The sequence below is a fragment of the Arthrobacter sp. 2MCAF15 genome, assembly GCF_052115605.1.
Classification (GTDB): domain Bacteria; phylum Actinomycetota; class Actinomycetes; order Actinomycetales; family Micrococcaceae; genus Arthrobacter.
The window spans coordinates 265022-290356 of sequence record NZ_JBFRGZ010000008.1; the positions used below are offsets into that span (position 1 = coordinate 265022).

At 67.5% G+C, this 25335-nt stretch carries 27 protein-coding genes; 20 read left to right on the top strand and 7 right to left on the bottom strand.

Annotated features, from left to right (window positions below; all coding sequences use genetic code 11):
• Window positions 1-90 precede the first annotated feature (90 nt).
• On the bottom strand, window positions 91-840 hold the full coding sequence (gene lexA, locus AB4089_RS11740; RefSeq protein WP_441409453.1) for a transcriptional repressor LexA: 750 nt from the start codon (window positions 838-840) through the stop codon (window positions 91-93).
• A 403-nt stretch (window positions 841-1243) separates the two neighbouring features.
• Here lexA and AB4089_RS11745 point away from each other — a divergent pair, with 403 nt between their 5' ends.
• The 8 genes from AB4089_RS11745 to AB4089_RS11780 all read left to right on the top strand — a co-directional run bounded on the left by AB4089_RS11745 (window position 1244) and on the right by AB4089_RS11780 (window position 7686).
• Window positions 1244-1747, top strand: a complete 504-nt coding sequence (locus AB4089_RS11745) for a LysM peptidoglycan-binding domain-containing protein (RefSeq protein WP_441409454.1) — start codon at window positions 1244-1246, stop codon at window positions 1745-1747.
• 78 nt (window positions 1748-1825) lie between these two features.
• Window positions 1826-2944, top strand: a complete 1119-nt coding sequence (locus AB4089_RS11750; RefSeq protein WP_441409455.1) for a histidinol-phosphate transaminase — start codon at window positions 1826-1828, stop codon at window positions 2942-2944.
• Between the two features lie 71 nt (window positions 2945-3015).
• Window positions 3016-3642 carry an imidazoleglycerol-phosphate dehydratase HisB gene (hisB, locus tag AB4089_RS11755; RefSeq protein WP_441409456.1) on the top strand — a complete coding sequence of 209 codons (627 nt, stop codon included), beginning with the start codon at window positions 3016-3018 and terminating at the stop codon, window positions 3640-3642.
• Window positions 3639-4388, top strand: coding sequence for an imidazole glycerol phosphate synthase subunit HisH (gene hisH / locus AB4089_RS11760; protein WP_441409457.1), 750 nt, complete (start codon window positions 3639-3641; stop codon window positions 4386-4388). Before hisB ends, hisH begins: the two co-directional genes overlap by 4 nt.
• A complete protein-coding gene (locus AB4089_RS11765) occupies window positions 4389-4547 on the top strand; it encodes a hypothetical protein (RefSeq protein WP_208748425.1) in 159 nt (52 codons plus the stop codon).
• 49 nt (window positions 4548-4596) lie between these two features.
• Window positions 4597-5343, top strand: coding sequence for a bifunctional 1-(5-phosphoribosyl)-5-((5-phosphoribosylamino)methylideneamino)imidazole-4-carboxamide isomerase/phosphoribosylanthranilate isomerase PriA (gene priA / locus AB4089_RS11770; RefSeq protein WP_441409458.1), 747 nt, complete (start codon window positions 4597-4599; stop codon window positions 5341-5343).
• A 13-nt stretch (window positions 5344-5356) separates the two neighbouring features.
• Window positions 5357-6310: an SseB family protein gene (locus AB4089_RS11775; protein ID WP_441409459.1), complete on the top strand. Its 954-nt coding sequence runs from the start codon at window positions 5357-5359 to the stop codon at window positions 6308-6310.
• 62 nt (window positions 6311-6372) lie between these two features.
• Complete coding sequence (locus tag AB4089_RS11780) at window positions 6373-7686, top strand: MFS transporter (protein ID WP_441409460.1); 1314 nt, start codon at window positions 6373-6375, stop codon at window positions 7684-7686.
• Between the two features lie 105 nt (window positions 7687-7791).
• Here the strand turns inward: AB4089_RS11780 and AB4089_RS11785 are convergent, their stop codons facing one another.
• Window positions 7792-8178: a DUF1844 domain-containing protein gene (locus AB4089_RS11785; protein WP_441409461.1), complete on the bottom strand. Its 387-nt coding sequence runs from the start codon at window positions 8176-8178 to the stop codon at window positions 7792-7794.
• Window positions 8179-8599: 421 nt separating this feature from the next.
• On the opposite strand from AB4089_RS11785, the gene infC reads away from it, so the two are divergent.
• The 4 genes from infC (at window position 8600) to AB4089_RS11805 (ending at window position 11548) form a co-directional block, all read left to right on the top strand.
• Window positions 8600-9685, top strand: a complete 1086-nt coding sequence (gene infC, locus AB4089_RS11790; RefSeq protein ID WP_441409462.1) for a translation initiation factor IF-3 — start codon at window positions 8600-8602, stop codon at window positions 9683-9685.
• 114 nt (window positions 9686-9799) lie between these two features.
• Window positions 9800-9994, top strand: a complete 195-nt coding sequence (gene rpmI / locus AB4089_RS11795) for a 50S ribosomal protein L35 (RefSeq protein ID WP_009358635.1) — start codon at window positions 9800-9802, stop codon at window positions 9992-9994.
• A gap of 121 nt (window positions 9995-10115) precedes the next feature.
• Window positions 10116-10586: a 50S ribosomal protein L20 gene (rplT, locus tag AB4089_RS11800; protein WP_441409463.1), complete on the top strand. Its 471-nt coding sequence runs from the start codon at window positions 10116-10118 to the stop codon at window positions 10584-10586.
• Window positions 10587-10651: 65 nt separating this feature from the next.
• Complete coding sequence (locus AB4089_RS11805; RefSeq protein ID WP_441409464.1) at window positions 10652-11548, top strand: TrmH family RNA methyltransferase; 897 nt, start codon at window positions 10652-10654, stop codon at window positions 11546-11548.
• A gap of 168 nt (window positions 11549-11716) precedes the next feature.
• Here the strand turns inward: AB4089_RS11805 and AB4089_RS11810 are convergent, their stop codons facing one another.
• Complete coding sequence (locus AB4089_RS11810; protein WP_090956472.1) at window positions 11717-11983, bottom strand: GlsB/YeaQ/YmgE family stress response membrane protein; 267 nt, start codon at window positions 11981-11983, stop codon at window positions 11717-11719.
• A 229-nt stretch (window positions 11984-12212) separates the two neighbouring features.
• On the opposite strand from AB4089_RS11810, the gene AB4089_RS11815 reads away from it, so the two are divergent.
• The gene (locus AB4089_RS11815; protein ID WP_441409465.1) at window positions 12213-13133 is read left to right on the top strand and encodes a cation diffusion facilitator family transporter; all 921 of its coding nucleotides are present in this window, start codon (window positions 12213-12215) and stop codon (window positions 13131-13133) included.
• Window positions 13134-13228: 95 nt separating this feature from the next.
• On the opposite strand, the gene AB4089_RS11820 is transcribed toward AB4089_RS11815, so the two are convergent.
• Window positions 13229-14437: an MFS transporter gene (locus AB4089_RS11820; protein WP_441409466.1), complete on the bottom strand. Its 1209-nt coding sequence runs from the start codon at window positions 14435-14437 to the stop codon at window positions 13229-13231.
• Window positions 14438-14681: 244 nt separating this feature from the next.
• Between AB4089_RS11820 and AB4089_RS11825 the strand changes: the two genes are divergently transcribed.
• The 4 genes from AB4089_RS11825 (at window position 14682) to AB4089_RS11840 (ending at window position 18203) form a co-directional block, all read left to right on the top strand.
• Window positions 14682-15146, top strand: coding sequence for a (deoxy)nucleoside triphosphate pyrophosphohydrolase (locus AB4089_RS11825; RefSeq protein WP_441409467.1), 465 nt, complete (start codon window positions 14682-14684; stop codon window positions 15144-15146).
• Between the two features lie 89 nt (window positions 15147-15235).
• Complete coding sequence (locus AB4089_RS11830) at window positions 15236-16390, top strand: Re/Si-specific NAD(P)(+) transhydrogenase subunit alpha (RefSeq protein WP_441409468.1); 1155 nt, start codon at window positions 15236-15238, stop codon at window positions 16388-16390.
• Entirely contained in the window at window positions 16387-16833 is a 447-nt protein-coding gene (locus AB4089_RS11835; protein ID WP_441409469.1) for an NAD(P) transhydrogenase subunit alpha, read from the top strand. Before AB4089_RS11830 ends, AB4089_RS11835 begins: the two co-directional genes overlap by 4 nt.
• Window positions 16830-18203, top strand: coding sequence for an NAD(P)(+) transhydrogenase (Re/Si-specific) subunit beta (locus AB4089_RS11840; RefSeq protein WP_441409470.1), 1374 nt, complete (start codon window positions 16830-16832; stop codon window positions 18201-18203). Before AB4089_RS11835 ends, AB4089_RS11840 begins: the two co-directional genes overlap by 4 nt.
• A 70-nt stretch (window positions 18204-18273) precedes the next feature.
• Here AB4089_RS11840 and AB4089_RS11845 read toward each other — a convergent pair whose 3' ends face one another.
• Complete coding sequence (locus tag AB4089_RS11845) at window positions 18274-19470, bottom strand: Rv2578c family radical SAM protein (protein WP_441409471.1); 1197 nt, start codon at window positions 19468-19470, stop codon at window positions 18274-18276.
• A 136-nt stretch (window positions 19471-19606) separates the two neighbouring features.
• On the opposite strand from AB4089_RS11845, the gene pcp reads away from it, so the two are divergent.
• Entirely contained in the window at window positions 19607-20248 is a 642-nt protein-coding gene (gene pcp / locus AB4089_RS11850; RefSeq protein ID WP_441409472.1) for a pyroglutamyl-peptidase I, read from the top strand.
• Window positions 20249-20318: 70 nt separating this feature from the next.
• Here pcp and AB4089_RS11855 read toward each other — a convergent pair whose 3' ends face one another.
• Window positions 20319-20957 carry an SIMPL domain-containing protein gene (locus AB4089_RS11855; RefSeq protein ID WP_441409473.1) on the bottom strand — a complete coding sequence of 213 codons (639 nt, stop codon included), beginning with the start codon at window positions 20955-20957 and terminating at the stop codon, window positions 20319-20321.
• A gap of 1 nt (window position 20958) precedes the next feature.
• A complete protein-coding gene (locus tag AB4089_RS11860) occupies window positions 20959-21417 on the bottom strand; it encodes an eCIS core domain-containing protein (protein ID WP_441409474.1) in 459 nt (152 codons plus the stop codon).
• A 279-nt stretch (window positions 21418-21696) separates the two neighbouring features.
• Between AB4089_RS11860 and pheS the strand changes: the two genes are divergently transcribed.
• Together pheS and pheT are read left to right on the top strand one after the other, a co-directional pair.
• Window positions 21697-22758: a phenylalanine--tRNA ligase subunit alpha gene (gene pheS, locus AB4089_RS11865; RefSeq protein ID WP_441409475.1), complete on the top strand. Its 1062-nt coding sequence runs from the start codon at window positions 21697-21699 to the stop codon at window positions 22756-22758.
• 2 nt (window positions 22759-22760) lie between these two features.
• A complete protein-coding gene (gene pheT, locus AB4089_RS11870) occupies window positions 22761-25304 on the top strand; it encodes a phenylalanine--tRNA ligase subunit beta (RefSeq protein WP_441409476.1) in 2544 nt (847 codons plus the stop codon).
• Window positions 25305-25335 lie beyond the last annotated feature (31 nt).

Genomic DNA, 25335 nt, shown 5'->3' on the forward strand with positions numbered 1-25335 from the left:
GGTCCCCGTCCGGATTGCCGGCGGGGACCTTGCTTTGGGTGCACATGTTCTTTGGGCGTACGTAATCCGGGATGACCCCGGCCGCAGCCGTCAGAGGGAGCGGAGAACCGAGACGACTTTGCCCATGATGACGGCGTGGTCGCCCAGGATGGGTTCGTACTGGGTGTTCTGCGGCAGCAGCCAGGTGTGGCCGTCCCGCTGGCGGAAGGTCTTGACCGTGGCTTCGTCGTCCAGCAGTGCGGCCACGATGTCGCCATTCACGGCATCGCCCTGGCGGCGGACAACCACCCAGTCGCCGTCGCAGATGGCGGCATCGATCATCGAGTCGCCGGCGACCTTGAGCATGAAGAGTTCGCCATGGCCCACGAGCTGCCGGGGCAGCGGCATGACGTCTTCCACCACCTGGTCCGCGAGGATCGGCCCGCCGGCGGCGATGCGTCCGACGAACGGCACCATTGCCGTGTCGGTGGCGCTGGCGAGTTCGGTGACCGAGAGGCCGCCGACGGCCCGCAGGCCGCTGGACTTCTCGACCCCCGAAATCGCCGTGGTCCCCTCATCCAAGGTCAGCGGCATGAGTACTTCCATGGCCCGGGGACGCTTGGGGTCGCGCCGCAGGTAGCCAAGCTTTTCGAGCTGGGAGAGCTGGTGGGTCACGCTGGACAGGCTAGCTAGGCCGACGGTGTCACCGATCTCGCGCATGGAGGGCGGGTAGCCGTTGTCCGTGACGGAGCGCTGAATGGTTTCCAGAATTTTCTTCTGCCGGACGGTGAGGCTTTTGGGGGCCCGTGCGGGTTGTGGGCTCCGCGAGGAGGCCCTGCCGCCGGTGGCTTGTGCTGCCATGTTCGCCAATGCCTTTCCGTTCCGCCCGGCCGCCATGTCTGGTCACCGGGAACTTCCGGCCTGAAAATGTCAGACCCTGCTGATCAACTACCAATGTTCGAATCAACCGGCGATGTTCGAGTCGTAAAAAGTTCGAGTCGCAAATGTTCGAGTCACAAGTGGTTGTCCTGTCCCTCAAAAATAGGCCAGCTGCAAGGCTTTTTCAAACATTTGTTCTAGCGAGTCTCGACATCGTTCGTTAGTAAGTGCTAAAACAGAACAAGCAAGGTTCGAATATGTGTTCGATTTCAGAGCTCCGGCTCCGGAGGCAATGTTCGGTTCTATGTTCGAAGGTTTCGGTCGGTTGGCGGCGAGTACGCGGAATACGTCGGGCGGCACCGTAAGGTCCAGGAGGGCTCAGTTCATGTCAGCTTCAAGCGCGTTTCACAGCACTTTTGTTCATGGCGTCACGAATCAGCAGCGCCGTGCGGGTCGCAACGTCACTGGTCACGGCAGCCACGGCAACGTGTACCCGATCGGCGCCGGCCGGCGGCCTTCCGCGGCACCGGCCGCGGTGCAGGGCCTGAGTGCCGTTACTTCGGTAAGCCGGAAGCAGCCGCCGCTGCGGCTCACCCGTCGCGGACGTTTCGTTTTCTTTGGCGTCCCCCTGATCCTGCTGGCGGCGCTCATCCTCTCGTTCAGCGGATTCCTCAACGCCCCCGCGAAAGCGGCGGATTCCGCGGACCAGCTCTCGCTGACGCCCACCGTTTCGGTGACTGTGCAGCCCGGGGAGTCCCTCTGGGCCATTGCGGGCTCCGTCGCCCCGGAGCGCGACCCCCGCGATGTCGTTGCCGATATCGTGCAGCTGAATAACCTGGACGCCGCGCGTGTGATGCCGGGCCAGCAGCTGTTCGTGCCGTCAAAGTAGCTCCATCCACCTGGCCCCATGTGCCGTCGCGGGCGTCACAGTTTCAGGGCCCGTCCCGCTACCACTTAAACTGGTCACGTGACTGACCAGCTTGAGCGCCTCAACCGACTGCCCCTCCGAAACAATCTGCGCGGCCTGCGTCCCTATGGCGCGCCCCAGCTGGACGTCCCCATCCTGCTCAATGTCAACGAGAACACCCATGGTGTCCCCGCGGATGTCCGCGAGGCCATTACCGAGGCCGTAAGCGCCGCCGCCGCCGGGCTGAACCGCTATCCGGACCGCGAGTTCACTGAACTGCGTGTTGCCCTCGCCGAATATCTTGGCCACGGCCTGGACGCGGAGAACATCTGGGCCGCGAACGGCTCCAACGAGGTCCTTCAGCAGATCCTCCAGGCGTTCGGTGGCCCCGGCCGGACGGCCCTCGGGTTCCCTCCCACATATTCGATGTATCCGCTGCTGGCATCGGGCACCGACACGGAGTACATCGTCGGTGCCCGCGCGGCAGACTATGGGCTCAGCGCGGAGTCGGCAGCCCGGCAGGTCCGCGAGCTTCAGCCCAACATCGTCTTCCTGTGCTCCCCGAACAACCCCACCGGTACCGGTCTTGGGCTTGACGTCGTCGAGGCCGTCTACGACGCCGGTGAGGCCAGCCAGACCATTGTGATCGTCGACGAGGCCTACCACGAGTTCGCCCACGACGGCACGCCGAGTGCCCTCACGCTGCTGCCAGGCCGGGAACGGCTCATCGTCTCGCGCACCATGAGCAAGGCCTTCGCCCTCGCCGGCGCACGCCTTGGCTACATGGCCGCGGCCCCGGAGGTCGCGGACGCGCTGCGCCTGGTCCGCCTGCCGTACCACCTCTCCGCCATCACCCAGGCCACCGCCCTGGCCGCCCTGCGCCACCGGGTGGTACTCATGGCGGACGTCGAGGACATCAAGCGCCAGCGCGACCGGATCGTGTCGGAGCTGATCCGGCTGGGCCTTCGGCCGGCCGCCTCGGATTCGAACTACGTGTTCTTCGGCGGGCTGGAGAACCCGCACGAGGTCTGGAAAGGCCTGCTCGAGGCCGGTGTCCTCATCCGCGACGTCGGCATTCCAGGGCACCTTCGCGTGACCGCCGGCACTGAGACGGAAACCACAGCCTTCCTCGAGGCCCTTGAACGCATCCTGACAGGCTCCGCAAAGCCGCAGGCCTAGACTTGGTGGGGAGCCCGAGCGTCCCGCCAGACCGCCCAACACCCCTGCCTTCTTCCAAAGGACACATTTACATGAGCAACCCAGGATCCACCGCCGCCGAGGGTCGGACCGCACGCATGGAACGGACCACCAGTGAGTCCTCGGTCCTGGTCGAGATCAACCTGGACGGCACCGGCGTCTCGGACATCAGCACGTCGGTCCCGTTTTATGACCACATGCTGACGGCCCTCAGCAAGCACTCGTTGATTGACATGACCGTCAAGGCCACCGGTGACACCCACATCGATGTCCACCACACCGTCGAGGACGTAGCGATCACCTTCGGCGAGGTGCTGAAGACCGCCCTCGGCAACAAGGCCGGGATCCGCCGGTTTGGCGAAGCGACCGTTCCGCTGGACGAGGCCCTCGCGCAGGCCGTCGTCGACGTCTCCGGCCGTCCCTACCTGGTCCACGCCGGGGAGCCGGCAGGCCAGGAATACCACCTGATCGGCGGCCACTTCACGGGTTCCCTGACCCGGCACGTCTTTGAAGCAATCACGCTGCACGCCGGGATCTGCCTGCACATGAACGTCACTGCCGGGCGCGACCCCCACCACATCGTTGAGGCCCAGTTCAAGGCCTTTGCCCGGGCCCTGCGCGCGGCCGTGGAACCGGATCCCCGCGTCGAGGGCATCCCGTCCACCAAGGGCGCCTTGTGACCGGCCCGGTACTGCGCGACGGGGCCATCATCGACCCCGCCGCCGGGACCAAATTGGTGTCCCCGGAAGGCAAGCCCACCGTTACCGTGCTGGACTACGGCTCCGGGAATGTCCGGTCCGCCGTCCGTGCGCTGGAACGGGCCGGCGCCGACGTCGTCCTCAGCTCCAAGCCCGAAGATGTCCTCAATGCCGACGGCCTGGTTGTTCCCGGCGTCGGCGCGTTCGAAACCGTCATGCGCGAACTCAAGGCCGTTGACGCCATCCGCATGATCGGCCGCCGCGTCGCCGGGGGCCGGCCTGTGCTGGCCATCTGCGTCGGACTCCAGGTGCTCTTCGAGGCCGGCGTCGAGCACGGCACGGAAGCCGAAGGCATGGGGGAGTGGCCGGGCAAAGTGGAACTGCTGCCCGCCGACGTCGTGCCCCACATGGGCTGGAACACCGTCTCAGCCCCCGAAGGGTCCAAGCTGTTCGCCGGCGTAGAGGGCGAGCGCTTCTACTTTGTGCACTCCTACGGCGTCCAGCACTGGGACTTCGACGTCATCCAGCCCCGGATGGCGGCGCCGCTGGTGACCTGGTCCGACCACGGAGCCCCGTTCATCGCGGCCGTGGAAAACGGCCCGCTGTGCGCCACCCAGTTCCACCCGGAGAAGTCCGGCGACGCCGGCGCCCGGCTCCTGCGCAACTGGGTCCAGGGCCTGCGCCCCGCAGCACCGGCACAATCGGCCGCCCCGGAACGGACCGCCTAGATGTGGTCCCTGGTGCTGATGGGCCTCGCCGGCCTCCTGGTTGGCGGCGCGATCTCCTTCCGGCAGCAGAAAAGTCCTCGTTGGGTGCAGATCGTCTTCTACATCCTCGCCGGCATGTCGCTCCTGGCCGCCTACCTCCTGACCCTGCCGGCGTCCTGACGATTCTGCCGCGCTCCCACGTATCCATCCCCAAGCTGAGGACCCCACGATGACCACCGAAACCCCGCTGCCCGTACTTGAGCTCCTGCCCGCCGTCGACGTCGTCAACGGCCAGGCCGTCCGGCTCGTCCAGGGCGAGGCCGGCAGCGAGACGAGCTACGGCACCCCGCTGGAGGCCGCGCTCAACTGGCAGCAGCAGGGGGCCGAATGGGTGCACCTGGTCGACCTGGACGCCGCGTTCGGCCGCGGCTCCAACGCCGAACTCCTGCGGGAGGTCGTGGGGCGGCTCGATATCAAAGTCGAACTCTCCGGCGGCCTGCGTGACGACGAATCACTCGAAAAAGCCCTCGACCTCGGCGTCGCCCGGGTGAACCTGGGCACGGCGGCCTTGGAGAACCCGGAGTGGACGGCCCGGGTGATCGAACGCTTCGGCGACAAGATCGCCGTCGGCCTGGACGTCCGCGGCACCACACTCGCCGGCCGCGGCTGGACCAAGGAAGGCGGGGACCTCTGGGAGGTGCTCGGCCGCCTCGAGGAAGCCGGCTGCGCCCGGTACGTCGTCACCGATGTGACCAAAGACGGCACGCTCCAGGGCCCCAACGTCGAACTCCTGCGCCAGATGGTCGAAAAGACGGGGAAGCCGGTGGTAGCCTCCGGCGGCATTTCCAGCCTTGAGGACCTGAAAGTCCTGCGGTCGCTGGTGCCGCTCGGCGTGGAGGGCGCCATTGTCGGCAAAGCTCTCTACAACGGCAACTTCACGCTGCCCCAGGCCCTCGACGTCGCCGGTCGCCGCTAGGCGGTCAGCTCTCATGACGCACCCCCACGGGCCGCAAGAACCATCCGGGCCGCACGAACCAACCGGGCCGGGACTGCCGGCGGGCACCGAAGCGGGACCCGTCCGGCACCTGCCCGGCCACATCGCGGCTGCCCTCGCCGGCGCCGGCGGGCCCACGGACTCTGCCGGCCAGCCCTGGGCAGGCCGCAGCTTGTCCGGCGATGACGCAAAGATCCACAACTTCGAGGACGACGACGGCGCCGCCGACGCCGGCTACCTGGCGGCCCTGGCGGATCTCGTCGCGGGCACGGGAGACGAGGCGGCCGTGGTGGCCGCGCTTGCCACCGCCCGGGTGTTCGTGCCGATCCTCGCCCAGCTCGCCGAAGAAGACGAAGGCGCTGTTGGACCCCACGGGGACGAACTTCACGGCGACAAGCAGGCCGATATGGCCCTGGTGACGCTCAAGGCACCGGACGGGCGGACGGCCATGCCGGTGTTCACCTCGGCGGCGGCACTGGAGGCGTGGCATCCGGAGGCCAGGCCGGTGGCCGTGTACGCGGCCCGAGCAGCGCTGTCCGCGGTCGCGGAAGGCGCCCAGCTCCTGGTGCTGGATCCCGGCTCCGACGCGACGTTCGTGGTGCGCCGGCCGGCCGTGTGGGCCCTCGCCCAGCAGAAGACCTGGACGCCGTCCTATGCCGATCCGGATCTCGCAGGTGCCCTCGGGGAAGGCGCAGTTGGCTTTCCGGCGGTCCGCCGTGTTGAAATTCATCCGGGGGGTGGAGTTGCCTCGGCCACGGCCGATGGCAGGCGGCTCCCCGGTGGGGGAGCCGGCCCGGAACTCCGTGTGGTCCTCTACCTTGAAGACGGGCTCGACGCCGCCGGCGTGCAGTCCGTCGTCGCCGGCCTCAACAACGCCTGGGCCCGGAATGAAATCTTTGCCGAGCGGGTTGATTCGATCGAGGTCAAGCTGCAGCGCGCAGCACCATAGCTGACGGCCCAACGGGGGACATCCCCGGTGCTGCCGTGGGCAGTACCAGAAGGATGTAGTCCGTGAACTTCGCGCTTTACCGTCAGCTGCTGGCCGTCCGGCCCATCAGGCGGCTCCTGCTGGTCGGGATGATCGCCCGCATACCGCACTCGGCGGCGGGCGTTCTGCTGACCCTGCACATCGTCCTGACCCTGGGCCAGGGCTACGCCGCAGCCGGCGCTGCGGCCGCCGTGATGACGATCGGAATCGCCGTGGGGGCGCCCTGGCGCGGGCGCCGGGTCGACACCGTGGGGCTGCGTAAGGCGCTCATTCCGTCCGTCGTCGCCGAGACCGTGATCTGGTCGATCGTGCCGCACGTCTCCTACGAGGTCCTGCTGCCCCTGGTGTTCGTCGGGGGCCTGCTGACATTGCCTATCTTCAGCGTGGTGCGGCAGTCACTGGGCGTGCTGGCCCCCGGGGAACAGCGCCGCACGGCCTTCACCCTGGACGCCATCGCCACCGAACTGGTCTTCATGATCGGCCCGGCAGTCGGTGCCGTCGTGGCCACCAGTGGCCAGTCCGTCCTGGGCCTGACAATCGTGGGCGTGGCCACATCCGTCTCGGGACTCTTCCTCATGTGGTTCAACCCGCCCACCCGGAGCGCTTCCCCCGACGCTGAACTCGAGGCGCAGGAGCTGGAATGCGCGGAAGCCGCCGTCGTCGCCGCGGCGCCGGCCCACCTCCAGGAGGCCGCAGCCGAACTGGCACCCCTGGCGGCCGCCGCCGAGGAACGGCGCCAGCGGGGCTCCGGCCTGCGCCACCGAGTCATCCACAACTTCAGCTGGTTCACCGCCGCCGTGGGAGCCGTATTCGCTGTAGCGGCCGGTGCCGGCATGGTCCTCAGCGGCACCGACGTCGGCATCGTTGCGGCTCTCCAGACCGGCGGCCACCAGGCCGAAATCGGTATGGTGTTCCTCTTCTGGTGCGCGGCCTCGGTGGTGGGCGGCATCCTATACGGCGCCATGCACCGACCCGTTTCTCCGATCCTCCTGTTGCTGGGGATGTCCGCGCTGACCATCCCGATGGCCTTCGCGACCGACGTCTGGACGCTGAGCCTGCTCTCGTTGCTGCCGGGTCTGCTGTGCGCACCGGTGTTGTCCGCAGCCTCGGAAAAGGTGGCCGAACTTGTTGACGAGAGCCGGCGCGGCGAGGCGATGGGCTGGTACGGTTCGGCACTCACCGGCGGCGTGGCCCTGGGTGCGCCGCTCGCGGGCCTGTTCATCGACGTCATCGGCCCCTCTGCCGGCTTCTTCTCCGTGGGACTGGCCGGAGTGGCCCTCTGCCTGGTGGGACTCGCCCTGCAGCAGGTGCGCCGCCGCCGCCTCGCCCAGGTCTGACCGGGCTGAGGCCGCGGGCAGCGCGCGCCCTGGGGCGTTAACGACGACGGCGGCGGGTGGACCTCAGTGGTCCGCCCGCCGCCGGTTTGGTGCTGACGATTTTGCCTAGTTGACCGGGCCGGTGTACTTCTCGCCCGGGCCCTTGCCCGGCGCATCCGGAATGATCGATTCCTCGCGGAAAGCGAGCTGGAGCGAACGCAGTCCATCGCGCAACGGACCCGCGTGCTGCGAGCCGATCTCCGGGGCCGCTGCGGTCACCAGGCCGGCCAGGGCGGTGATCAGTTTGCGGGCCTCATCCAGGTCCTTGAGTTCCTGGGCATTTTCCTCGGCTGCGAGGCCGAGCTTTACCGCGGCGGCGCTCATCAGGTGGACGGCGGCGGTGGTGATGACCTCGATCGCGGGGACTTCCGAGATGTCGCGGATCTGCGCCGAGACGTCGGCCGGGGCGGCTGCGGGCTCGAAGACGTGGGAATTACGCTCTGATGTGCTCATGCTGGTAAGCTTGTCACAGACCGACTAAATGTCGCTATTTTGCAGTTTGAATCCAAGTCAGTTGGAATCCACGTTTTTGGGACACCCGGCGACGCACATGTGCGTTGAACGGGCATCTTTCTGTAGAGTTGACTTTAGTTTGCAAGCGGAGATCTCTCCCACCCGCGTCAGCCGCGAAACTTCCTTCGGGAAGCCCCTCCCTTCGGGAGTCAAGGTTGCCGGGTACTGGTCGGGCGCTACCTTGGACTCCGGTCCACAGGAAGTGCATGCCCCTCGCAGAGGTTGGCAGCTCCGATCTCGAGGCCTTCGATTGCTCCGGCAATTGGGGGCCTTCTCTTTTTGCCGGTGGAGTACCCCTCACGAACACAGGAGCTTTAACATTAGCGAGCCAAGAATCAATGAGCGTATCCGCGTCCCCGAGGTGCGGCTGGTCGGCCCTGCAGGCGAACAAGTAGGAATTGTCCGTATTGAGGATGCCCTGCGTTTGGCTGCCGAGTCCGATCTTGATCTCGTTGAAGTTGCACCGCAGGCGAAGCCTCCGGTGTGCAAGCTGATGGACTTCGGCAAGTACAAGTACGAAGCCGCTGTCAAGGCACGCGAGGCCCGGAAGAACCAGACCAACACGGTCCTGAAGGAAATCCGCTTCCGCCTGAAGATTGACACCCACGACTACGAGACGAAGCGCGGCCACGCGCTCCGCTTCCTCGGCGCCGGTGACAAGGTCAAGGCCATGATCCAGTTCCGCGGCCGTGAGCAGCAGCGTCCCGAGATGGGCATCCGCCTGCTCCAGCGCTTCGCCGACGACGTCGCCGAAGTTGGCGTGGTTGAGTCCAGCCCGCGGATCGATGGCCGCAACATGGTCATGGTGGTTGGCCCGCTGAAGAACAAGGCCGAGGCCAAGGCGGAGGCCCGCCGCGCAACGCAGCGCGCAGAAGCCAAGGCGGAGAACGAGGCCAAGGCTTCGGGCCGCGTCGACGTCTCCGGTGGCAATGCCCCGCTGACCCAGTCGCTGTCCGACCTCCTGCCGGAAGGCTTCGTCGTTTCGGCGGAGGCTCCCGAAACGGAAGCCCCCGCAGCCGAAGAAGCCCAGGTCGAAGAAGCCAAGGTCGAAGAGACCAAGGTCGAAGAGACGACGGTTGAAGAGACGGCAGCTCCGCAGGCCCCGGTCGAGGAGACCAAAGCCGAGGAGGCTCCCGTCCAGGAAGCACCGAAGGAAGCTGCTCCCAAGGCGGCCGAGAAGCCGGCGGCAGCTAAGGCTCCTGCGGCTCCGAAGGCGGCCGAGAAGCCGGCGGCAGCCAAGGCTCCTGCGGCTCCGAAGGCCGCTCCGGCCCCGGCGGCAACAGCCAAGGCTCCCGAGGAAAAGGCAGCCGCTCCGGCGGCTCCGGCAGCGGCACCGAAGCCGGTTGCTGCTCCGAAGCCGGTGCCGAGGCCGTCAGCGCCGAAGCCCGCCGCACGGCCGGCCGCCCCCCGGGCTGCCGCCAAGCCTGGCAGCAAGAAGACCAACTAGTTCACGGCTGCCGGACAGCAATGTCCGGCAGCAAGCAACCAGCACGCCGCCTGCAGGGGCGGCTGCACGAAAGAGCTGCAGACTTTCTGCGGATACGTAAGGAGATCGGTTCCCATGCCGAAGATGAAGACCCACAGTGGTGCTAAGAAGCGCTTCAAGCTGACCGGCAGCGGCAAGCTGCGCCGCCAGCAGGCCAACCGCCGCCACTACCTCGAGCACAAGTCCTCGCGGCTGACCCGTCGCCTCGCCGGCGACAAGATCGTCTTCAAGGGCGACGCCAAGGTCATCCGGAAGATGCTCGGCATCTAAGTTCCAAGTTCTCTGACTGTTCGCCACCTGGCAGCAGTCAACTACCAAAAAGGCTTCTCAGGCCAGCCGGACCGTTCCGGCAGTAGACGCTTGGGATCAGAATTTTCTAAGGAGTACGCACGTGGCACGTGTGAAGAGGGCGGTTAACGCCCACAAGAAGCGCCGGGTTATCCTCGAACGCGCAAAGGGCTACCGCGGACAGCGTTCACGCCTGTACCGCAAGGCAAAAGAGCAGCTGCTGCACTCGTTTGTGTACAGCTACGGCGACCGCAAGAAGAAGAAGGGCGACTTCCGCCGTCTTTGGATCCAGCGCATCAACGCTGCATCGCGCGCCAACGGCCTGACCTACAACCGACTGATCCAGGGCCTGAAGGCCGCTGAGGTTGAGGTTGACCGCCGCATGCTGGCCGAGCTTGCCGTTTCCGACGCCAACGCCTTCGCCGCGCTGGTCAAGGTCGCCAAGGACTCGCTGCCCGCCGACACGTCCGCTCCGGCCGTCCAGGCCGAGGCCGCCGCAGCTCCGAAGGCTGCCAAGAAGGCTCCCGCAAAGAAGCCTGCTGCCAAGAAGGCTGACGCCGAGGCCGCAAAGTAGTTCCTGCCGTAGTCGAAAGACTGCTTCGTTCCAGAACCGGCTGCGAAAGCAACTAAGGTTCTTATATGAACGAAACCGGGCGCCCGCAAGATATTGCACTCTCCAATCCTCGAGCTGATCGGGTGAGGAAGGTGGCACAACTTGCCGGGCGCCCGGCGCGTTTAAAGCGCAGCGAGTTCCTGGCGGAGGGGCCGCAGGCCGTGCGCGAGGCCTTGGCGCTGCACCAGAAAAGGGTTGCCGCGGGCCAGCCCGGCGTCGTCCATGAGGTCTATGCGAGCGAGGCCTGCCTGGACCGGCACCCGGACCTGGAGGCTCTCGCAGAGGGCACCACGGCGTACCTCGCCACCGACGAAGTGCTGGCCGCGATGGCAGACACGGTCACCCCGCAGGGCATTCTCGCGGTCTGCGGTTTCCTTGACGTGAGCCTTGAACAGGTCCTCGACGCCGGCCCGCAGCTGATTGCCGTGCTGTGCCAGGTCCGGGACCCCGGCAACGCCGGCACCGTGCTGCGGGCGGCCGACGCGGCCGGCGCGGACGCCGTCATCCTGACCGCATCCAGCGTTGACATCTACAACCCCAAGGCCGTGCGCGCGACGGCGGGATCCCTCTTCCACCTGCCGATCGTCCTCGGCGCCGACGTGGCGGAGGTGGCGGCCCGCTGCAAGGAACGGGGGATCGGGGTGCTCGCCGCCGACGGATACGGCCAGCTGAACCTGGACCGCCTCCAGGACGAAAACGCGGCCCGACGCCTGGGATCTTCGGACGCCGAATCGGTCTACGCGCTCGAAAAGCCCACCGCCTGGCTGTTCGGCAACGAGGCCCAGGGCCTGTCCGAGGACGAGGTCGCGCTGGCAGACCACCGGGTGGCCGTTCCGGTCTATGGGGAAGCGGAAAGCCTGAATCTCGGCACCGCAGCCACCGTCTGCCTCTATGCCAGCGCCCGCTCCCAGCAGGCCACATAAGGGACTTTGCAAAGGGCTTGTTGCAGGGACTTGCGGCTAACGCGTTCCTGCCGAATCGCCTGACGGGGAAGCACATCAAACAGACGGCGGGACCCACCAAATCGTGGGTCCCGCCGTCGTACTGTTACTGGCGCTGCATCCGCAGTGTGCGGTCGGCGCAGTGGGAAATTATGTGGTCTTGTTGCGTCCGGTGATGGCGCCGTAGATGCCCGCAACGGCGAGGCCGCCGACAATGGCCAGGAGCCAGGAACCGAGATTCCAGAATTCCATCTTGCCGCCGCCGAACAGAAGGTCCCCGATCCAGCCGCCGACAATTGCTCCGACGACGCCGAGCACGAGGCTGGTAACCCAACCGCCGCCGACCCTGCCGGGCATAACTGCCTTGACGATTGCACCTACTATGAGTCCGAGAATGATCCAGCCAAGAAAGCCCATGTCTCCTCCTACATAATTGTCGGCATCCAAATTGTGAATCCCGAACATGGCTTCAAGCTAACATAGGCCGGATTACTTGTCAGCAGGGGAATGCCCAATCGTTACGTGGCAGCATTGGCCCTTTTGCGGTTCGGCGGCAACCCGGAAACGGGTACGGTATTCCTTGTGGGCGCTGGGTTCTTCCGGTGTCCGTGTCCACCCCGGAAGAACCCCATAAGGAGAAGCTCACGTGGCTGCAAATGGCGGTACCAAGGCGATTCTCGCGGCGCTGGCCGCAAACCTGACCATCGCCGTTTTGAAGTTCGTCGCCTACTTCCTGACGCTGTCCTCGTCCATGCTGGCGGAGGCGATCCACTCGCTCGCGGACTCCGGCAACCAGCTGCTGCTCCTGGTGGGCGGAAAGCGGGCGCAGAGGCAGGCCAGCCCCGAACACCCCTTCGGCTACGGCCGCGAGCGATACATCTATGCCTTCATAGTCTCGATTGTGCTGTTCAGCGTCGGCGGCCTGTTCGCGCTGTACGAGGCCTGGGGGAAAATCCAGCACCCGCACGCCATCGAGGGGGACTTCTGGTGGGTTCCGCTCGCCGTCCTGATCGGCGCGATCATTGCCGAGTCGTTCTCGTTCCGTACAGCGATCATCGAATCCAACCCCCTCAGGGGAAAGCAGAGCTGGGTTAAATTCATCCGCAATGCCAAGCAACCGGAGCTCCCGGTGATCCTGCTCGAGGATTTCGGCGCCCTCGTGGGCCTGGTGTTCGCGCTGTTCGGCGTGGGCCTGACCCTCCTGACCGGGAACGGCATCTGGGACGCCCTGGGCACCGCGATGATCGGCCTGCTGCTCGTCGCGATCGCTGTGGTGCTGGCCATGGAAACCAAGTCCCTGCTGCTGGGCGAGTCGGCCACCCGCGATGACGTGGCCAAGATCCGCACCGCGATCGAAGCCGGCGGCACCAGCATCATTCATCTCAAGACCATGCACCTTGGCCCCGAGGAACTGCTGGTCGCGGCCAAGATCAGCATCGCCCGCACGGACTCTGGCCAGGACATTGCCAAGGCGATCGACGACGCCGAGGTCCGGATCCGCGCGGCGGTCCCGATCGCCCGGGTCATCTACCTGGAACCGGACGTGCAGCGCGTCAGCGCCCCCTGACACCCCGGAAAGACCATAGAAACGGCGGCCCCGTCCAGTTCAACTGGACGGGGCCGCCGTTCTTTTGATCACTGCGTTTGAATGGCGAACGGAGGCTAGGACGCCAGCGGCCGCCTGCGTTCCACGGCGCCGCTGATGGCCGCGACCCCGAGCCCCAGGATGGCAAGGACTGCGCCCACAAGTGCCGGCGCGATGTAACCCCAGCCCCAGGCGATCACCAGACCGCCCAGGAAGGCGCCCAGGGCGTTGGCGACGTTGAGTGCCGCGTGGTTGAGCGAGGACGCCAGCGACGGCGCGTCAGGGGAAGCATCCAGGAGCCTGGTCTGCAGGGCCGGAACCAGCATGGACCCGGCCGCGCCAACCACGAACACCATGACCAGCGCGGACCAGGCCCAATGCACCGCAACGGCATAGACCACGAGCGCCACCGCCGTGGCGGGCAGCACCCAGTAGATAGTGCCCATGACAGACCTATCGGCGATCCTGCCGCCAACGATATTGCCCACCACCATGCCCACCCCGTACAGTGCGACAACCAGCGGCAGCCACGGCGCGGGCAGCCCGGCCACGGAGGTCATGGTGTGCGCAATGTACGTGTACGTCGCAAAGAAACCGCCGAAGCCGACAATGCCGACCAGGATGGCGAGCCAGACCTGGAGCCGTTTGAGCGCGCCCAGTTCACGGCGGAAGCTGGCATCCGCGTGCGGCTTCTGGAACGGCACGAACTTCCACAGCATGGCGAGCGTGATAATGCCGATCAGGCCGACCAGCAGGAACAGGAGCCGCCAGCCGTAGCTCTGGCCCAGCCAGGTGGCGAAGGGGACGCCGATGACGTTGGATACCGTCAGCCCGGCCATGACCATCGAAATGGCCCACCCGCGCTTGGTCGGCGCCACAAGCGAAGCAGCGATCACGGCCGCGACCCCGAAGAAGGCGCCGTGGGGCAGGCCCGCGGCGAACCGGGACAACAGCATGGAGCCGTAGTCCGGGGCGAGGAAAGAACTGAGGTTGGCGATGCTGAAAAAGAGCATGAGCCCCAGCGCCAGGTACTTCCGGGGGAGCTTGGCCCCGACGGCGGCCAGCACCGGCGCGCCGACCACGACGCCGAGGGCATAGGCCGAAATGAGGTGGCCGGCCTCGGGGGTGCTGATGTTCAGGCCCTGCTCGATCTCCTTGAGCAGGCCCATCATGGTGAATTCGGTAGTGCCGATGCCAAAGCCGCCCATCGCCAGGGCAATGATGGCCAGGGCAAGGTGACGGGTGCCGGACTTGGACGATACCGGGGCGTGTGTGGTGGTTGTCATTCGTCTTTTCGGGGAGATTTTCCGGGAAAGTCCGGAGGAGTCGGCCAGATAAATATGCTTTAAAGAACACGGAGGGGGCGCCGGATATTCCGCAGCTGGTCCGGTCGGCCCCTCCACTATTGTCCCCTACCCGGCCGGCACGGGTTTCCGCCTCCCGGTCCTGCCCCGCCGTGACGCCCGGCGCCGCAGCCGGGAGCCCGGCACCGCAGCCGCCCGGCCGAGCGGTCACCATAGACTTGGTGGCGTGACTGGACTCATTGGCGTCGTTGGCGGCGCAGTAGTGGACTCCCTGGCCGAACCGGGAAAGCTCCTTGTGGCGCGGCGTACGGCGCCCCCGCAGTTTGCCGGCATGTGGGAGTTCCCCGGCGGCAAGGTGGAGCCAGGCGAAGCAGCCGAAGACGCCTTGCACCGCGAGCTCCGGGAGGAACTGGGCGTGCTGGTGCGGCTCGGGTCCGAGCTGCCCGCCGAGACCGCCGCCGGCTGGCCGCTCAATGAGAAAGCGGTCATGCGGGTCTGGTTCGCCGAGCTCGCCGAGGGAGAGCCCCGCCCGCTGGAGGACCACGACCAACTGCGCTGGCTGGACCTTCGCAACCCGGCCGAGGTCCTGGACCTGCCGTGGATCCCGGCGGATCTTCCGATTGTCGAAGCCCTGCTGGCCGCCGTCCACGCCACCGGGCCCCGCGGAGTGGGAGCCGTACCCGGCCGCTGACTCCGACGCTCCGACGGGCTTCCGGGGCCCGCCTCTCGCCAAACCGTCAGGGGTATGCCTACTCTGAACGCAATCGAGAGGAGTGGCCCGTGCAGGTCGGTGTCGGACGAGAGCAGCGAACCGGAGAGCGCCGCGTTGCGGCCACCCCGGAGACGGTCCAGCAGCTGACGGCTCTCGGGCTCCATGTCCTGCTGGAGAGCGGCGCCGGAACCGAGGCAGGGTTCGCGGACGCAGCCTTCAAAGAGGCCGGAGCGACGGTGATCTCCGAGCTCCCGTACGGGGCCCTGGACGTCCTGCTGCATGTCCGCCCGCTAACGGTCGAGACAGCGGCCCGGCTCCGGCCCGGCACGGTCACCATTGGCCTGGGATCGCCGGCATCGGAGCTGCCCGCCGTCCGGGCGCTGGCAGCGGCCGGGATCACCTCGTTCGCCCTGGAATTGCTCCCGCGGATCTCCCGGGCACAATCCATGGACGCGCTCAGCTCGCAGTCCCTGGTCACCGGCTACCGCGCCGTGCTGGAAGCCGCCGTGCGGTATCCGCGCTTCTTCCCGCTTTACATGACAGCAGCCGGAACCATCCCGCCGGCGCGGGTGCTGGTCCTCGGGGCCGGCGTCGCCGGGCTGCAGGCGATCGGCACGGCGAAGCGGCTCGGCGCCCGCGTGTCGGCAAACGATATCCGGGCCGCTTCCGCCGACGAGGTCGCCTCGATGGGTGGCACCTTCATCAACCTGGACGTCGATACGGCGGCAGAAGGCACCGGCGGCTACGCCCGTGAGCTCGGCGAGGACAGGGCGCAACGCCAGCGCAGCCTGCTCGCCCCGCACGTCGCCGCAGCGGACATCCTGATCACAACGGCGGCCATACCTGGCCGGCCCGCTCCCTTGCTGGTGACCACCGCCATGGTGGCCGGCATGAGGGCCGGTTCCGTCGTCGTCGACCTCGCCGCGGAGTCCGGCGGCAACGTCGAAGGCGTGATCGCCGGCCAGGACGTCCAGGTGCCGGTCGACGGCGGGTCAGTTACGCTTGTGGGCCTGCAGGACGCGGCGTCAGCCATGCCGTCGGATGCGTCCCGGCTCTACGCCCGGAACGTCAGCAACTTCCTCGCCCTCATGACCGACTGCGGCTCGGTGGCCCCGGACTTCGAGGACGACGTGGTCGCCGGGACCTGCCTGACGCACGGCGGCGCCGTGCTGCATGCCGCCACCGCGGCAGCATTGGAAGCAGCACTGGAAACGGAGGCATGATGGGCCCGGTCGCGTTGCTGACAGTGGTGGTGCTCGCCGTGTTCGTCGGATTCGAAGTGGTCTCCAAGGTCACCAGCAAGCTGCACACACCGCTGATGTCCGGCGCCAACGCGATCCACGGCATCATCCTGGTGGGCGCCATCATCGTGGCCGGACAGGCCAGCGACCCGTGGGTGCTCGGCATTGCCCTGCTGGCGGTGGTTCTGGCAACGGTCAACCTGGTGGGTGGCTTCGTGGTCACAGACCGGATGCTGGAGATGTTCAGCGCCCACAAGCGGTCAGGCACCCCGGCGCGCACCGTCCCCGCCAAGGCCGGCGGCGCCGCAGCAGGCGGGAATACCAGCGACGGGCATGCCGGCAACGTACCCACCAGCGACGGGCATATCAGCAACGCGAACTCCGGCGGCGCGAACTCCGGCGGCGCCGCGGGGGAGGTCCGATGAGCCTCCTGACCGCCGAGTGGACCGCCCTGCTCTACCTTGCGGCCGCCGTCTGCTTCATCCTGGCGCTCAAGGGCCTCAGCTCGCCGCGGACCGCCCGCCGCGGCAACCTCATCGGTGCCGCCGGGGCGCTCCTGGCCGTGGTCACCGTGTTCCTCTCGGCGCGGCTGGACAACATTCCGCCCATCCTTGGCGCTATCGCCGTCGGCTCCGCCGTTGCCGTCCCGGTGGCGCGGCGGGTGCAGATGACCCAGATGCCCCAATTGGTGGCGCTCTTCAACGGCGTCGGAGGCGGGGCGGCCGCGCTGGTCGCCGTCCTGGAACTTGGCCACAACGAGGACCCCTGGGTCCGCCTGGCCGTGGTCTTCACCATGCTGGTAGGCGCGGTGTCCTTCGCCGGCTCGGCGGTGACTGTGGGCAAGCTGCAGGAACTCATCAGCACCCGCCCGCTGATGTTTCCCGGCATGCCCTGGGTCATGGGGGCCGTCCTGCTGGGAGCGGTCGTCTCGGGCGGGCTGGTGGTCCTGACGGGGTCGCTCGGCTGGTCTCTCGCGCTGCTGGGCCTGGGGCTGGCCGCCGGGCTGCTCCTGGTGTTGCCCGTCGGCGGGGCAGACGTGCCGATCGTGATCTCCCTGCTGAACGCCTTCACGGGCCTGGCGGTGGCAGCGTCCGGCGTGGTCCTGGGGAATGTCCTGCTGCTCGTCGCGGGAACGCTTGTTGGCGCCAGCGGCACCATCCTGACCAAGGTCATGGCCTCGGCCATGGGCCGCGGAGTCGCCGGCATCCTGTTCGGGGCGTTCAAGGGCGGCTCGACGGCGGGTTCCACCGCGTTGAGTGACCGGCCGGTGCGTTCCTCGTCACCGGAAGACGTGGCCGTCCAGCTCGGCTATGCCCAGCGCGTGGTGATTGTCCCCGGCTACGGGCTAGCTGTGGCGCAGGGCCAGCACACCGTGGCGGAACTCGCCGAGGCCCTGTCCGCCCGCGGCGTGGAGGTGGTCTTTGCCATCCACCCCGTGGCGGGACGCATGCCGGGCCACATGAACGTGCTGCTGGCCGAGGCCAACGTGCCCTATGAGTCGCTGCGGGAGCTGGCGGAAGTCAACCCGGAGTTCGCGACCACGGACATTGCGCTGGTGGTCGGCGCCAATGACGTGGTCAACCCGGCGGCCAAGTCCTCTCCCGGTTCGCCGATCTACGGGATGCCCATCCTGGAGGTGGTCCAGGCCCAGCAGGTCGTGTTCCTGAAGCGTTCCATGCGCCCGGGATTCGCCGGGATCGAGAACGAGCTCCTCCACGATCCCAAGACCACCCTGCTGTTCGGGGATGCCAAGGATTCGCTGGCGAAGGTGCTCGGCGCGGTCAAGGCGCTGTAAGGCCGGCACCTGCCGGGGACGCGGCTCGCTGGTCGCGTTCCTCGGGAACAGCTCGCTGGCAGCACCGCCATCAAAACAGTGTGGGCTGGGCTGTGTTTGAGTGGGCTGTGTTTGAGTGCCCAGCATTTGAGTGCCCAGCATTTGAGTGCCCAGCATTTGAGTGACCGGTGTTTGAGTGACCGGTGTTTGCGTGGCCGGCGGTGTCGGGGATGCTTCCGGCGGGGTACTGGGCTTCCTCCTGCCGGGCATCGTCATGCTCGCTGCCGGCGTCAAGATCCCTGTGGCTGAATCCCTGCGAGCCCGAAAATCCGTGCAGGTCCTTGAAGTAGCGGATGCGGCCGGCCAGCCAGGCCCGGTATTCCTTCGATGCATAGGAACCGCTGCCGTAGAGGCGCCGGTACTTGCCGGCCAGTTGCGGATGTTCGCGGGCGATCCATTGCATGAACCATTCACGGGTGCCCGGCTTCAGGTACAGGGCACCGGCCGTGACCCCCGTGGCCCCGGCTGCTGCCAGGGCGCCGAAGAGGGAGTCGAGGGCGTCGTCGCCGTCGGAGAGCCATGGCAGGATGGGCATGGCCATGACGCCGCAGGGCAGGCCGGCCTCCCGCAGCCGGGAGACGAGCTTCAGCCGTGCCCGTGGCCCCGGCGTGCCCGGCTCCACGGCTTCGGAAAGCTGCTCGTTGGTCATCGCCAGGGAGATGCCAACGCCGACCGGCACCTGGGCCGCGGCATGCTTCAGGAGCGGGATGTCCCGGGCCAGGAGCGTGCCCTTGGTCAGGATGGACAGGGGAGTGCCGGAATCGGCGAGGGCGCCGATGATGCCTGGCATGAGCTGATACCGGCCCTCAGCCCGCTGGTAGGGGTCGGTGTTGGTGCCCAGGGCCACGTGCTCGTGCCGCCAAGAAGGCTTGGCCAGTTCCCTGCGCAGGACCTCGGCGGCGTTGATCTTGACCACCACCTGGCTGTCAAAGTCCGGGCCGGCATTGAAGTCCAGATAGGTGTGGCTCTTGCGGGCAAAGCAGTAGACGCAGGCGTGGCTGCACCCCCGGTAGGGGTTGATGGTCCAGTCGAACGGCATCCGCGAACCGGCGACCACCTTGTTGAGCACCGATTTGGCGGTGACCTCATGGAAGGTGATCCCGGCAAACTCGGGGGTGGATACGGACCGCACGAGTCCGGCCAGGGGCAGCAGGGCGGCAGTGCCCGGCGTAGCGGCTGGGGCACCCGGGGATGCGTCGCGTTCGAGTGCTTGTGCGTCCCATCTCATGCCTATATTCGAATGTATGTTCGAATAAAAGTCAAGGGTGCCGCGGGTCTCCGGGGGACCCGCCGCGAAGTATGCGGTAAATAGTCCGGGGCAACTGGGCCGGCCGCAGCGTTGGCCGCATTGCTAGGCTGGGGCGATGATTCTCCTCACCGGGTTCGAGCCGTTCGGCGGCGAAACGGCCAATTCGTCGTGGGCCGCGGCCCGTTCGGCGGCACGGCAGCTCCAGGCCGAAGGGCTCGATGTCCGGGCGGTGGAACTGCCGTGCGTCTTCGGCGCCTCGGCCAAGGCGCTGGAGGAGGCCATGGAACGCTCCCTCCCGGAGCTTGTGCTGTGCGCCGGGCAGGCAGGCGGGAGGTCGCGCATCTCGCTGGAACGGGTGGCCATCAACTGCGACGACGCCCGCATCCCGGACAACGCCGGCAACCGGCCCGTGGACGAACCCGTGGTCCAGGACGGGCCGGCCGCCTATTTCACGTCGCTGCCCATCAAGGCGGCGCTCGCGGCGTTGACGGCGGAGCAGATCCCGGCGGAAGTATCCCAGAGCGCGGGCACGTATGTGTGCAACCACGTCTTCTATGCGCTCATGCACGCCCTGCGGCTCCTTCCGGGCACCAGGGGAGGCTTCGTCCACATCCCCTTCGCCGACACCCAGGTTCCGGTAGGGAGCAGCGCCCCGTCGCTGCCGGCGCAACAGATGGCGGCGGCGCTCGCCGTCGTCGTCCGCACCACGCTTGGGACGACGGCGGACCTCCGGCTCGCTGCGGGCGCAACGCATTAGCGGGCAGACCACCAGGCAGGCCGGTGCCCGCTCCCGCAACCCAAAGGGCAGCGGGGCCGCGTGTGCGCAGTCAGTCGAGCAGTTCCCAGACGACACCCACCGTCGCGGTGACGCTCGACTCGCCGGCCTCGACGGCGATCGAATCCGTGGCCACCGCCCGCTGCATCTTCGCGACGGGGATCGGCGCCTGGAAGCCGGTGTGCTGGGTGAGGGACAGGACCTTGCCCAGTCCGGTCCCGGAGAGGGCGGCGTAGTGCTCGGCCGTGGTGCGGGCATCCTGCCAGGCTGCCTCGCGTGCCCGGGCCTCGACGGCGGCGGAATCCGTGAAGCCGAGGCTCAGCCCGTTGAGCCGGACGGCGTCGCCGCCGGCAGCAACGGCGGCGGCAAGGATCTGTGAGGACTCGGACAATCCGCGGATCCGGACGGTGAGCGTGCTGGAGGCCAGGTAGCCGGTGACGGTCTGGCCGCGGCCGTCCTGCCAGTTCACCTCGGCCCGCACGTTCAGCCCCGAGGTGGACATGTCGGCGCTGTCCACGCCGTGTTGCCGGAGCTCCGCCGTGATGGCGGCCGACCGTGTTCCCGCATCGCCGTAGGCCTCTGCCACGGTATCGCGGCGGCATTCGACCCCGATCGACAAGGTCAGGAGGTCCGGCACCGCCTCGGCGCTGCCGGTTCCGGTGACCGAGATGCTTCTGCGGTGCTCTGCCATGTCAGGCCTCATATCGTTCGGGGGCGGTTGCGCCCGTTCTCTGGTGGGTCCCCGACCTGCCGGGCAAGGGGTAGCCGCCCGCTTCCAGTCCGGCGTGGCGCTCGAAGACGTTGGCGCTGCCCGGGTTGCCCGTGCGCACCAGCGACCAGCCCGCGGCGATGAAATACAGCGGAAGGAAGGGCAGCCCGAGGCACCAGGCGTACTGGGTGCTGTGGCGCTCCTCGTGTCCCAGGAGCGCTGGATTGGCGACGGCGGATTCGGGGCCGGCGCGGAACACGATGACGTTGCCCACCGTGAACGCCGCGGCAAACGGAAGCCGCCAGCGGTAGCGGCTCGCGATCAGCAGTCCGCGCGGACCGGACCTGATGGATGTCCGGGCGCAGGCTGCCAGCAGCAGGCCCAGGAGCGTGGACCCGTTCAGCATGTTGGCGACCTGCCGAAGCCGCTGTCCGGACGTCATGAGGCCATGGTAACCGGGGGTGTGCCAAGCGGTCAGGGGGCTGCCGGAGGGAACCTTCACGAACGCCTGGCCGTTGCCGTGCGGCTGACGGCGGTCTACTAGACTGGAGTGGGCGCCTGCCGGAGCGATTTCGGCCGGCCCCAATGCAGTGACCTGTGTTTGATGCAGTGACCTGTGAGAATGAACTGTGACCATAAGCCTTGCCGGCTACCCGCGCCCGCGCCCTGTGCCCGTGCCGTGGGCAGTTGGCATGATCCGACTCGTAGCTAAGAACAGTAGATGACTGAAACTTTGCCGGGCGCCGCCGTCCCGAATCCTCTGGATGAAGCCGCCATTACCGCTGCCGTAGACCAGGCCGTCGCCGCCATCGCCGCCGCGGCGACCCTCGATGAACTCAAGGCCGTGCGCCTCGCGCACACGGGCGAAAAGTCCGCGTTGAGCCTCGCCAACCGTGAGATCGGCGCGCTTCCCAAGGACCAGAAGGCCGCCGCCGGCAAGCTCATGGGCGCCTCGCGCGGACGCGTCAACAAGGCGCTCGCAGATCGGACTACCGAGCTTGAAGCGGAGAACGACGCGCGGATCCTGGTCGAAGAGACCGTTGACGTCACGGCGGCGCCGCGCCGCCGTCGTGCCGGTGCGCGCCACCCGCTGTCCACGCTGCAGGACCGCGTGGCAGACATCTTCGTCGGCATGGGGTGGGAAATCGCCGAAGGGCCCGAGGTCGAGTCCGAATGGTTCAACTTCGATGCCCTGAACTTCAAGCCGGACCACCCTGCCCGCGACATGCAGGACACGTTCTTCGTCGAGCCGCCCGAGGCCCACCTGCTCATGCGCACGCACACCTCACCGGTGCAGGTTCGCTCCATGCTGGAACGCGAACTGCCCATCTACGTGCTGTGCCCGGGCAAGGTTTTCCGCACCGACGAGCTCGACGCGACGCACACCCCGGTGTTCCACCAGTTCGAGGGCCTGGCCATCGACAAGAAGCTCAGCATGGCGGACCTCCGCGGCACCCTGGAGCACTTCGCGCGGCAGATGTTCGGCGCCGAAGCCCAGATCCGGCTGCGCCCCAACTATTTCCCGTTCACCGAGCCGTCCGCCGAGCTGGACATCTGGCACCCGGGCGCCAAGGGCGGCCCCAGCTGGATCGAGTGGGGCGGCTGCGGCATGGTCAACCCCAACGTCCTGCGCGCCGCCGGCATCGACCCGGACGTTTATTCAGGTTTTGCCTTCGGCATGGGCATCGAACGCACCCTCATGTTCCGCAACGAGGTCGGCGACATGCGCGACATGATTGAAGGCGACGTACGTTTCAGCGAGCACTTCGGGATGGAGATCTAACAGTGCGTATCCCACTTTCCTGGCTGCGTGAATTCGCGCAGGTACCGGCCGGAGCATCGGCCGAAGACGTCATGGCCGAGCTCGTCAAGGTCGGCTTTGAAGAAGAAGCAGTCCACCGCCCCACGGACACCCTCCGGGGGCCGATCGTGGTGGGCCAGGTCCTCAGCATCGTCAAGGAGCCCCAGACCAACGGCAAGACCATCAACTGGTGCCAGGTCCGGGTTGTCCCCGAGGGCCAGCCGCAGCCCCTCACGGGCGACGGCATCGACCCCTCCGGCGTGCAGGGCATCATCTGCGGCGCCCACAACTTCGTCGAGGGCGACAAGGTGGTGGTGACCCTTCCGGGCGCGGTGCTGCCGGGCGACTTCCACATTTCCGCGCGGAAGACCTACGGCCACCTGTCCGCCGGCATGATCGCCTCGGTACGAGAACTGGGCATCGGCGAGGACCACGACGGCATCCTGGTGCTGTCCCGGATCGGGCTGGATCCGGAACTCGGCACCGACGCCATGGAGCTGCTGGGCCTCTACGACCAGGCGGCCGAGATCAATGTGACGCCGGACCGCGGGTACGCCTTCTCCATCCGCGGCGTGGCCCGTGAATACGCGCACGCCACCGGCACCGTGTTCACCGACCCGGCGTCCAAGGTCCAGGCCCCGGCGGCGCTGTCCGGCGGCTACGGCGTCAAGCTCAACGACGACGCCCCCATCTACGGCAAACCCGGCTGCGACCGTTTTGTGGCCCGCACCGTTCGCGGCGTGGACGCCACCCGGCCGACCCCGCCCTGGATGACCTCCCGACTCCGGCTCGCCGGCATCCGCTCCATCTCCCTGCCGGTGGATATCTCCAACTACGTCATGCTGGAGCTCGGGCAGCCGAACCACTGCTACGACCTGGACAGGCTGGCCGGCGACATTGTGGTCCGGCGCGCCACGGCCGGCGAGAAGATCACCACCCTCGATGACAAGGAGCGCACGCTCGACGCCGAGGATCTGCTGATCACGGACGCATCCGGGCCCATCGGGATCGCCGGCGTCATGGGCGGTGCCCACACCGAAGTGTCGGACTCCACCACGAACGTCCTGGTCGAGGCCGCCCACTTCGACGAGGTCTCGATCGCACGCTCGCGCCGCCGCCATAAGCTGCCCTCCGAGGCGTCCAAGCGCTTCGAACGCGGCGTGGACTGGCAGGTAGCCGATGTTGCCGCCCAGCGTGTGGTGGATTTGCTGGTCGAGTTCGCCGGAGGCACCGCGGATGAGGCCGGGACCGACGTCGGGACCGCACCTGACGCCGTCACGATCGAGCTGCCGGCGGGCTACGCCGCAGCACGGATCGGGATCGACTTCACCGAGGAACACATCGTGACCTCGCTGGAAGACCTCGGCGCCGTCGTCGAGGACAACGGCAACGGCCACACCGTGACCGCGCCGAGCTGGCGCAGCGACCTCGAAACCAAGGATGACCTCACCGAGGAAATCGCGCGCCTGGTCGGCTACGACCAGATCCCGGCGACCCTTCCCGTGGCTCCGCCGGGCCGTGGCCTGACCCGTGTCCAGCAGCAGCGCCGCCGCCTGATCCAGGCCCTCGCCGACGCCGGACTCACCGAGGTATTGAGCTACCCGTTCGTTTCCAAGGCCGCCAATGACACCTTTGGCGTCCCGGCCGAGGGCGCGGAGCGCAAGGCCCTGAAGCTGGCCAACCCGATCAGCGAGGAACACGGTTTCCTGCGGACCTCGGTCCTGCCGGGCCTGATCGAGGTGGCCAAGCGCAATCACTCCCGCGGCTTCCGCGACCTCGCCCTCTTCGAGGCCGGGCTCGTGTTCCTGCCCGGCGAACAGCTTGGCACCGCCTCGATCCCGCCGCTCGGCGTGAAGCCCGGTGACGAGGTGCTCGATGGCCTGTACGACGGCGTCCCGGACCAGCCGCTGCACCTCGCCGCCGTCTTTACGGGGCACGACTCCCCGGCCGCCCCGGGCCACACCCCGCGGGCCTGGGACTGGGCGGACGCGGTGGACATTGCCCGGATCGTCGGTGACGTGCTCGGCGTCGACCTCCAGGTCACCCAGGGCCGGCACCAGGCCTTCCACCCGGGACGGGCCGCGCAGATTGCGCTGCGCACCGGCGACGTGGTGGGCTACGCCGGCGAGCTGCATCCTAAACTGCTGGCGGCCCACGACATGCCGGCCCGCTCCGTGGCGCTGGAACTGAACGCCGACGCCCTCTTCGAGGCCGCCGCCGACGTGATCGTGGCCCGGCACATCTCGACGTACCCGCTGGCCACCCAGGACGTGGCCCTCGTGGTGCCGCAGGAGGTTCCGGCGGAAGAAGTGCTCACGGCGCTGCGTGAAGGTGCCGGCGAACTGCTCGAAGACGTGGCACTGTTCGACGTCTACGCGGGCAAGGGCATCGAGGAAGGCAAGAAGTCGCTGGCATTCAGCCTGCGGTTCCGCGCCGACGACCGCACCCTGACGGCGGACGAGGCGTCCACGGCCCGCGAAAGCGCGGTCGCGGTGGCGCACGAACGCTTCGGAGCCGTGCAGCGCTGAGAACCGCGCGAATGACGGCGCTGACGAGCTG